This window comes from Enterovibrio nigricans DSM 22720 (genome assembly GCF_900167155.1).
Classification (GTDB): Bacteria; Pseudomonadota; Gammaproteobacteria; order Enterobacterales; family Vibrionaceae; genus Enterovibrio; species Enterovibrio nigricans.
In genome coordinates this window covers 1-2,921 of sequence record NZ_FUXU01000178.1, presented here as the reverse complement: position 1 = coordinate 2,921, position 2,921 = coordinate 1, and the positions used below count along the sequence as shown (strand labels likewise).

At 45.4% G+C, this 2,921-nt stretch carries 3 protein-coding genes; all 3 read right to left on the bottom strand.

Features of this window, described 5'->3' with window-relative positions:
• Positions 1-52 precede the first annotated feature (52 nt).
• Complete coding sequence (locus B5D35_RS23285) at positions 53-412, bottom strand: hypothetical protein (RefSeq protein ID WP_139367861.1); 360 nt, start codon at positions 410-412, stop codon at positions 53-55.
• Between the two features lie 241 nt (positions 413-653).
• Positions 654-1,817 carry a D-alanyl-D-alanine carboxypeptidase family protein gene (locus B5D35_RS23280; protein ID WP_078754779.1) on the bottom strand — a complete coding sequence of 388 codons (1,164 nt, stop codon included), beginning with the start codon at positions 1,815-1,817 and terminating at the stop codon, positions 654-656.
• Between the two features lie 360 nt (positions 1,818-2,177).
• On the bottom strand, positions 2,178-2,633 hold the full coding sequence (locus B5D35_RS23275) for a hypothetical protein (protein ID WP_078754778.1): 456 nt from the start codon (positions 2,631-2,633) through the stop codon (positions 2,178-2,180).
• Between the last annotated feature and the right edge of the window lie 288 nt (positions 2,634-2,921).

Below are 2,921 nucleotides of genomic sequence, written 5' to 3'. Positions count from 1 at the left end.
TCAAGGGCGAAGTGTGCCTGATTGAAAATCAGTTCACTTTTTAACGGATAACCTAGGGTCTCAGCGGCCTTCTACTAACTTTGCAACGGAGCCGTAGATTCTGTTGTGTCAGAGGCGTATTTACCATCTCGCCAAACGCATCTAAGAGACGGACACCAATGTCAAAAGGTACGGGGTCATCAACGGGTTTCAGTGCCATTACAATCAGCAACGTTTCACGTCGACGCTCTAGCGCATCCACTTGCTGCCACGTTAACTGGATTAATTGGTTATTGTTAAATTGCTGCTCGGCAACAGAGGCCGCATTTTCGCCCAAATCGTCAATGACAAAGTTCGTCATTAGTGCTGCTACAATATTGAGCACCAAGCCTGTCGCTACAACCAACCACGTTTTAACGGTAATCCGCACCACACCCCTCCCTAGCAACCACCAGCAATCACTGATTTGACGGTCAAACACATAACACAGGTATAGCTGATTTCGAGGGCATGCGGTGTCTTAATAAAGCGTGTGGGATCAATGGCCTGTTTTCAACTGGCAAGAAAAAAGACGTAAAAAAGACCTCGAAAGAGGCCTTTCGTCCTTTATATCCTGAAGGAACAGCAGCTATCCCAGCAATCCAAATGGAAGGGGCATGGATGATACAACCCCGTTAAACGATAGACTGCCACGTGGAGTGAAACCAAAGCACAATTCCATCCCATACACGACCAAACCACGATGTTTCTTCGATTAACGCGGCACTCACAAGAGGCACTGTACTTACGATCTCGCCATTGCTTCGCCACTCAACACGTCCGAGTATTTTCCCCTTTTCAATCGGCGCCACTACCGACCCATCAATAACGACGGATTTGGCAACGCTATCGGCCTGATTTCGCGGTAAAGTAAGGAAAATATCCTCTTTATAAGCCAAAGCAACCTCATCTGTTTTGCCTTTCCAGACTTTTACTTGTGTTTCCAATGCATCACGCTGCGCCACTTGTTTGCTGTCATAGAAACGAAACCCGTAATTCATCAATTTCTTTGAGGCACTTTCACGCTCTTGCTGGCTAGACGTACCCATCACGACAGACACGAGTCGCATGCGACCTTGCGTCGCTGAACTAGCCAAGCTATATCCCGCTTCTGACGTATAGCCTGTTTTTCCGCCATCAACATCCAAAGAACGGTCCCAAAGCAGTTTGTTGCGGTTGTATTGGGTGATATCAGCCCAGGTAAACACTTTCTCGCTATACAGGGCATAAACGTCAGGTAAATCCTGAATAATGGATTGCATCAGCACAGCCATATCCAAGGCAGTAGATTGAATGCCATCTGCATCAAGACCGTGGGCGTTTACAAAACGTGTGCTGTCCAATCCAATCTTTTCAGCCCAATTGTTCATCATATCTACAAAAGCAGATTCACTGCCTGCAATATGCTCTGCTAAGGCGATAGATGCATCATTACCCGATTGGACAATTAAGCCACGCATCAAATCTTGGACGGTGACAATATCACCTGGCTTGATAAACATTTTCGACGAGTCAGGAAATTTCGCAGACCAAGCATTTTCACTGACATCCACCTTATCGTCCCACGCAAGTCTCCCCAGTTCAATTTCCTGACCAACCACATAGGCTGTCATTAATTTGGTTAAACTTGCTGGCGCTAAAGGTTCATTGGCATCTTTTTCTGCTATCACCATACCAGAGTGAAAATCCATCAATACGTAGCCTTTCGCTGCAATTTGCGGCGGGTTAGGCTTCACTATTTGTGCCTGAGCAGGAAGTAATGTGACAAGAGAAAGTAAAAAAATTGCAGTCCGTTTCATGAATAGCTCTCTTCCAAAAACACGATAAAATCGACGTCGTCAGGGCGTCATTTTCTTTTCTGTTCAGACAGATACTGGCCTATTTCGTTCCCACCCCCGACACACCATTCCGTTATAAAGTGAATATGACGCGCATTCCTAGACTCAACCCCCTTATCGGGTCTGGTTTAAACGCCGGTCGAGCGCTTTCAGCGCAGGAAAACAATGTCGTAAACAAATGTTTCAGCCAGCACAATAAGACTTAAAACCGTGAGAATGGAAGACGGTGGAATCAACGCGAAGAGGAGGGGAGACGAAAAATCCCCCAACAAAAAGCCAACGAGGATTTGGCTTTTTATTGGGTTATCACAAGATGTTTAACTACACGCTTTCAGTGACTGGCATCACTTGCGCTAATTTGACGTAAGCATGAAGATCAGTGTTTTTATACTCAATCGCCGAATGAATATTGACGGCTTTATTGGCAATAACTCGGCTGTTATACGTGTTACCACCCTTCATGATTTCCAAATCCAGAATACCTTGCTCAAGTTTCCACGTCCCTTTCGTGGGGAGACGATTGAAAAGCGTATATTCCTCAAGAGTTCCATTCTCGTGCAGACACAGCTCCGTGACATAGCCAGCGCTGCAAGATTTGATATATCGATGGCCTTTCAGTTCGGAGCCAGAAAAAGAGCGTTTACTGGCCATCCAGTCAAAAAGGGCAATGGCGTCCACATCTGAAACGTCAGGGAGTTTATCGAGAGTTAGCATTGCTGCCGTCTTTGATTCCCGCATGAAAAGCTGCAGGTAAGCACTATTAACCTGTTTTTGCATCTTTTGATTTATCGTCATTCCTTGAAAAAGAAGAAGATAACGCCAAATAGGTCAGCGCTCATCCTTCTTATCACAGGAATGTTAACCCGCACAGAAAACAAGCAAGGTAGCATTATCTCTTGCCGCATATTCTCCATCCGGCGCCCTTTACAAAACCAGAATAAAATCGTCGTAAAAATGTCTTATTGTCTCAGTGAAGAGACATATGCCAGTGGACTATCTTTAAAGAAGTGATCATAAGGCTCCGTTGCAAAGTTAGTAGAAGGCCGCTGAGACCCTAGGTTATCC

Coding starts and splice junctions, on each gene's coding strand:
- B5D35_RS23280 (WP_078754779.1), bottom strand. CDS start 1,817: ATGAAACGGACTGCAATTTTTTTACTTTCTCTTGTCACATTACTTCCT.
- B5D35_RS23275 (WP_078754778.1), bottom strand. CDS start 2,633: ATGCAAAAACAGGTTAATAGTGCTTACCTGCAGCTTTTCATGCGGGAA.